Below are 6,118 nucleotides of genomic sequence, written 5' to 3'. Positions count from 1 at the left end.
CAAGGACGATGGGGACTGGACCTCGTTCTGAGCCCGGCCAGGTTACTTGGGGGCGCCCAGCTCGTACTTGGAGCCCTCTCCCTGGCCGTCGGTGATGGCGGCGGCCTGGCCGGCGGCCGGATTCACGCCGCCTGCATCTTCCTTGTTGGTGGCACCTGACCCGCTTGCCGGTTCAGACGCCCGGGCGGGCAGCGGCGCGGCAGCCGGCAACGGCTCATGCGGGTCGCCCTTGGCATGGGGCATGACCTGCTCGGCCGTGATCACGGGCTGGCCCAGCAGGGGCTTGTCCGGTGGCGGCTGGTTGAAGCGCGGCACTTCGGCCATGGGAAATCCCGCGCGCTGCGACGAGGTCTCGCCCGAGCAGGCGGCCAGCGTCAGCAAAGAGCTTGCGGCGACGGCCAGGGCCAGCCGTCTGGCAAGTGTCGTGGCATGCACAAATTCATGGGGCATGGTTGTTCTCCGGTGGTCTATCTTCCGGCCGACATGCTCCCACGCGCCCAGGGCTGGTGGCGTAGGTCCATGCCGGATTCCCGGTCGCCGACCACCGCAATCCTTGCTCAGGGCTGGCTGCCGCTGGCCTTCCACGATCCGTCGGACTGCTTGCAGAACCAGAAGCGCCAGTTTTCCAAGGTCTTTTTCAGGCGCACATCGGCCGACAGCAGGCGGCAGCTTCCGGCCGTCCCGGTCTGCACGGTCTGCTGCGGCTGCAAGGCCATCGTCACGCGCTGGTTGGTACGGTTCGGGCCGCTGGTCCATTCGGTCACGGAGCCGTCGGCGGCCTCGTTGAGCACCTTGGCCACGGTGGCCTTGGCATCGGGCAGGTCCCTGGCGGGAATGCGCGCGGCGATGGTGTCGTTGAGGAAGATCGAAGCCGCAGCGCTGGCGCTGGTGGACACCAGCGAAGCGGCAGCGGCCAGCGATGCGACGGTGATGGCAAAGGTTTTCATGCAATGGGTCCTGGAAAGTGGGCCGACGCCCGCAGCGGGGTGTCGGAAGGAAAGTATCGGGCCATGTTAACGGCTGCAATGGCGCCTGCGGGCGTCGCGCGTCGCCGAAACCAGCGCAAGCTGCGCCACAGTGCTGCCGAGGGCTGCGCAAAACGTTTACAGTCCTTGGCGGATTTCCCCGTCCCTTCCTGCCAGAAACTCCACTGCATGCCACGATCCTCCCGCAATCAGAGCACCCAGCGCTTTGCCATTCCATGGACACTTGTTGCCGGCTTTGGCGCGGCGGCACTGGCCACCCTGGTCATTGCCTTCGTCAATTTCAGGGCGTCTGAGACGCGAGGCCAGGCCGTGGTGGCCATGGACCGCACGACACTGGCCATGCGCCAGCTCAGCCAGCTCAATGCTTCGCTCAAGGACGCTGAGACCGGGCAGCGCGGTTTTCTGCTCACGGGCGACCCGGCCTACCTGCAGCCCTACCAGCAGGCACGCGATGTGCTGATGCAGCAGCTGGAGGCGCTCAAGGCGCGCACTTCCAATGACTCCGACCAGCACCGGCTGCTGGCGCAGATCGAGGAGATATCGGCCCAGAAGCTGCGCGAGCTGCAGGAGACCATAGACCTGCGCAAGTCCGGCGATCTGGACGCCGCCATGGCCCTGGTGCGTCTGGACGTGGGCAAGAACGCCATGGACCGGCTGCGCGAGCTGATCGACGACCTCTACACGCACCAGACACGGGAGCTGGCCCAGCGTCGCCAGCTGTGGGTGGAGGCATCCACCACCTCGACCTACTATTCCTGGGGCGGCTCCCTCATCCTGCTGGGCCTGATCCTGGCATCGGCCGCGCTGACGGTGCGCGAGTACCGCGTCAAGGCGCGCCAGTCGTGGGTGACGTCCGGTCTTTCCGGCCTGGGGCAGCAGTTGCAGGGAGACCACCGGCTGGAAGACCTGGGCCAGAAGGCGCTGGAGTACCTGGCCAACTATTTGCGTGCCGATGTGGGCGCCGGCTATGTGGTGGACTGCGCCGATGGCGGGTTGCGCCTGTTCGGCGGCTATGCCCTGCCGCGCGAGCGACTGCAGCAAAAGCTGCTGCCCGGCGAGGGGCTGGCGGGCCAGGCGGCCGCGTCGCGCAAGCTGCTGCATGTCAGCGATGTGCCTGCCCAGCATTTGCAGATTTCCTCGGGCACCGGCCAGTCCAGCCCCTTGCAGCTGATGCTGGTGCCCGCCATGGAAAACGGCGAAGTGTTCGCCGTGATCGAACTGGGCTTTCTGCGCCCCGTGGGCGAAGCCGAGCGCAGCCTGCTGGAGCGCGCCTCCGAATCGCTGGCCGTGGCCATTCGCTCGGGCCTGGACCGTTCGCGCCTGGAGACCTTGCTGGAGGAAACGCGCCGCCAGTCGGAAGAGCTGCAAGCCCAGCAGGAAGAGCTGCGCGTGAGCAACGAGGAGCTGGAGCAGCAAAGCCGCATCCTGCAGGAGTCGCAGACCCAGATGGAGCACCAGCAGACCGAGCTGGAGCAGACCAATGCCCACCTGGAAGAGCAGACCCAGCAGCTGGAGTACCAGCGCGAGCAGTTGCTGCGCGCCCAGGGCGCGCTGACCGACAAGGCCCGCGAGCTGGAGCTGGCCAGCCAGTACAAGAGCGAGTTCCTGGCCAATATGAGCCACGAACTGCGCACGCCGCTGAACTCCACCCTGATCCTGGCCAAGCTGCTGGCCGACAACAGGCCGGGCAATCTGCAGGCCGAGCAGATCAAGTACGCGCAGACCATCCACGCCGCAGGCAGCGACCTGCTGGCGCTGATCAACGACATCCTGGACCTGTCCAAGATCGAGGCCGGCCAGGTCACCGTGGTCGCCGAGCCCGTGACCATTGCCACGGCGCTGCAGACGCTGATGGAGCCGCTGCGCCCGATTGCCCGCGAAAAGGGCCTGGAGCTGTCCTGGACCGTGGACCCGGGCGTGCCCGCCACCATGCAGACCGATCCCATGCGGCTGGCCCAGGTGCTCAAGAACCTGTTGTCCAACGCGCTCAAGTTCACAGCCAAGGGCTCGGTGGGCCTGCAGGTGTCCTGCGCGCCCCAGGGCATGCTGTCTTTCGCGGTGCGCGATACCGGCATCGGCATTGCCGAGCAGCAGCAGCAATTCATCTTCGATGCCTTCCGCCAGGCCGATGGCAGCACGCACCGCAAGTTCGGCGGCACGGGCCTGGGCCTGTCGATATCGCGTGATCTGGCGGGGCTGCTGGGCGGCACGCTGACCGTCTCCAGCACGCCTGGCCAGGGCAGCGTTTTCACACTGACCGTGCCCGTGAGCCTGGAGTCGGCCGAGTCCGGCCCGGCCACGGCCCCGACTGCCGCACCGCAGCCTCAGCCGCAGGGGCTGCGAGAGGCCTTGGCAGCGTCGTCCGTGCCCGTGCTCGCAACGGCCAACGTTGCGCCCGCCGCACCTGCGTTCGCGCCGCCCATGTCGCCTGCCATGGCACCTGCCGCGTCGGCGGCAACGGACGCCCTGCGCAAGAGGGGTCAGAGCGGGCGCCGCATCCTCGTGATCGAGGATGACCTGCGCTTCGCGGACATCCTGTCGGAGCTGGCACGCGAGATGGATTTCGAGTGCGACGTGGCCAATACGGCGTCCGACGGCCTGTCCATGGCGGCCGACAATCAGCCCAACGCCATCGTGCTCGATATCAACCTGCCCGATTTCTCGGGCCTGGGCGTGCTGGACCAGCTCAAGCGCAACCCGGCCACGCGCCACATTCCCGTGCACGTGGTCTCGGTCGCGGACTATTCGCAGGAAGCCATGGGGCGGGGTGCCGTCGGCTACGCGCTCAAGCCCGTCAAGCGCGAGGAACTGGTCCACGCCCTGCAGCGGCTGGAGGCCAAGTTCACCCAGGACCTGCGCCGCGTGCTGGTGGTGGAGGATGACGAGCGCCAGCGCGAGAGCGTGCGCCACCTGCTCAGCCGCAGCGATGTGGACATCGTCTGCGCGGGCACGGCGGCGGCCGCGCTGGATCATCTGCGCGGCTCCACATTCGACTGCATGGTGATGGACCTGAACCTGCCTGACATCAGCGGCTACGAGCTGCTGCAGCGCATGACGGACCAGGACGATGTTTCCTTCCCGCCTGTCATCGTCTACACGGGCCGGGCGCTGTCGCGCGATGAAGAGCAGCAGCTGCGGCGCTTTTCCAAGTCCATCATCATCAAGGACGCGCGCTCGCCCGAGCGCCTGCTCGACGAGGTCACGCTGTTCCTGCACCAGGTGGAGTCGGAGCTGTCGGCCGAGCACCGCCAGATGCTGCAGGTCGCGCGCAGCCGCGAGTCTGCGCTGGAAGGGCGCACGGTGCTGGTGGTGGAAGACGATGTGCGCAACGTGTTTGCGCTGTCCAGCATCCTGGAGCCCACGGGCATCCGCGTGGAGATCGCGCGCAACGGGCGCGAGGCGCTGGAGGCGCTGGAGTCTCGCGGCGCGGCGCAGGCCGGTATCGACTTGGTGCTGATGGACATCATGATGCCCGAGATGGATGGCTACACCGCCATGCGCGAGATCCGCAACCGGCCGCAATGGCGCCGCCTGCCCATCATCGCCCTGACCGCCAAGGCCATGAAGGACGACCAGGAGAAATGCCTGGCCGCTGGTGCCAACGACTACATCGCCAAACCGCTGGACGTGGAAAAGCTGCTGTCGCTGGTGCGGGTGTGGATGCCCAAGTAGCAAGGAGGACGCGATGCCTCAGCTGAAAAATAGCCCCCACGCTCCCCTTGCTGCGCAAGGTCCGCTGCCCCCCGAGGGGGCCGCTTTTCATCTTGGGGCGGCCCGGCGATGAAAAAAGCCCGCACCGCCGACATCGAGCAGCGCCTGCTGATCGACGCCATCTACCACCGCTACCACTACGACTTCCGGGGCTATGCCCAGGCCTCGCTCAAGCGGCGCCTGCAGACGGCCCTGGTGCAGTTCGGCTGCCAGACGCTGTCGCAGCTGCAGGACCGCGTATTGCATGATGCAAGCGTGTTCCCGGCGCTGCTGGAATACCTCACGGTCCAGGTCAGCGACATGTTCCGCGACCCGAGCTATTTCCGGGCGCTGCGCACCGAGGTGGTGCCGCTGCTGCGCACCTATCCCTCGCTCAAGGTCTGGGTGGCCGGCTGCAGCGCGGGCGAGGAGGTGTATTCGCTGGCCATCCTGCTGGAGGAGGAGGGCCTGCTGGACCGCACCCTGATCTATGCCACCGACATCAATCCGCATGCGCTGCGCGCGGCCGAGCAGGGCGTTTTCGACATGTCGCGCGTGGCGGCCTTCACCGACAACCATGCGCGCTCGGGCGGGCACAGCTCGCTGTCGCACTACTACACGGCGCGCTACGGCCGCGTGGTCTTCGACAAGGGGCTGCGCGAGCACATGGTGTTCTCCGACCACAGCCTGGCCACCGACAGCGTGTTCGCCGAAATGCACCTGGTGTCCTGCCGCAACGTGCTGATCTATTTCGAGCGCGAGCTGCAGGACCGGGCGCTGGGCCTGTTCCGCGATGCGCTGTGCCATCGCGGATTCCTGGGGCTGGGCTCCAAGGAGTCGCTGCGGTTTTCAGGGCATTCGGAGGCCTTCGAGGACTTCGTGCTCGAGGACCGCATCTACCGCAAGAAGGCCGGGCTGTGATGCCCGTGACCACGAACACACCCGCCTCCGACGCCGCCACAGCCTACGAGGCCATCGTGATCGGCGGCTCGGCCGGCGCGCTCGATGCGCTATCGGTGGTGCTGCCCGCGCTGCCGGCCAGCCTGCGCGCCTCGGTGCTGGTGGTGCTGCACCTGCCGCGCGATCGCCGCAGCCTGCTGGCCCAGCTCTTCGGCCCGCGCTGCGCCGTGCCGGTGCGCGAGGTGCAGGACCAGCAATGGATCGAGCCTGGGTGCCTGTACTTCGCCCCGGCCGACTATCACCTGCTGGTGGACAGCGGCCCCCGGCTGGCGCTGTCGCTGGATGCGCCCTGGCATTTTTCGCGGCCCTCCATCGACGTGCTGTTCGAGTCCGCTGCGGATTGCTATGGCGAGCGGCTGCTGGCGGTGCTGCTGTCCGGCGCCAATGACGACGGCGCGCAGGGCATGGCCAGCGTGCACGCCGCCGGTGGCCTGGCCGTGGTGCAGGCGCCCGAAGGCGCCCGCATGCCCACCATGCCGCTG

General features: G+C 67.5%; 5 protein-coding genes. 3 read left to right on the top strand and 2 right to left on the bottom strand.

From position 1 onward, the window contains the following. Positions 1–42 precede the first annotated feature (42 nt). Both L995_RS14975 and L995_RS14970 read right to left on the bottom strand, forming a co-directional pair. Positions 43–450, bottom strand: a complete 408-nt coding sequence (locus L995_RS14975; RefSeq protein WP_046241555.1) for a hypothetical protein — start codon at positions 448–450, stop codon at positions 43–45. Between the two features lie 107 nt (positions 451–557). After that, positions 558–947, bottom strand: a complete 390-nt coding sequence (locus L995_RS14970) for a hypothetical protein (RefSeq protein ID WP_047472468.1) — start codon at positions 945–947, stop codon at positions 558–560. Positions 948–1,154: 207 nt separating this feature from the next. On the opposite strand from L995_RS14970, the gene L995_RS14965 reads away from it, so the two are divergent. From L995_RS14965 to L995_RS14955, 3 genes are all read left to right on the top strand, one after another. Beyond that, positions 1,155–4,658, top strand: coding sequence for a response regulator (locus L995_RS14965; RefSeq protein WP_047472467.1), 3,504 nt, complete (start codon positions 1,155–1,157; stop codon positions 4,656–4,658). A 108-nt stretch (positions 4,659–4,766) separates the two neighbouring features. Then, positions 4,767–5,597 carry a CheR family methyltransferase gene (locus L995_RS14960; RefSeq protein ID WP_016446970.1) on the top strand — a complete coding sequence of 277 codons (831 nt, stop codon included), beginning with the start codon at positions 4,767–4,769 and terminating at the stop codon, positions 5,595–5,597. Beyond that, on the top strand, positions 5,597–6,118 hold a 522-nt coding region (locus L995_RS14955), incomplete at its 3' end, for a chemotaxis protein CheB (protein ID WP_047472466.1). The genes L995_RS14960 and L995_RS14955, both read left to right, overlap by 1 nt.

The sequence above is a fragment of the Delftia sp. ZNC0008 genome (assembly GCF_000799035.1).
GTDB lineage: Bacteria > Pseudomonadota > Gammaproteobacteria > Burkholderiales > Burkholderiaceae_C > Comamonas > Comamonas tsuruhatensis.
Note: the sequence above shows the minus strand (reverse complement) of the source record. Positions and strands in the feature narration are given on the sequence as shown.

What these genes read in the sequence shown, in the direction of transcription:
- L995_RS14970 (WP_047472468.1), bottom strand. Translation starts at nt 947, where the DNA reads ATGAAAACCTTTGCCATCACCGTCGCATCGCTGGCCGCTGCCGCTTCG.
- L995_RS14965 (WP_047472467.1), top strand. Translation starts at nt 1,155, where the DNA reads ATGCCACGATCCTCCCGCAATCAGAGCACCCAGCGCTTTGCCATTCCA.
- L995_RS14975 (WP_046241555.1), bottom strand. Translation starts at nt 450, where the DNA reads ATGCCCCATGAATTTGTGCATGCCACGACACTTGCCAGACGGCTGGCC.
- L995_RS14960 (WP_016446970.1), top strand. Translation starts at nt 4,767, where the DNA reads ATGAAAAAAGCCCGCACCGCCGACATCGAGCAGCGCCTGCTGATCGAC.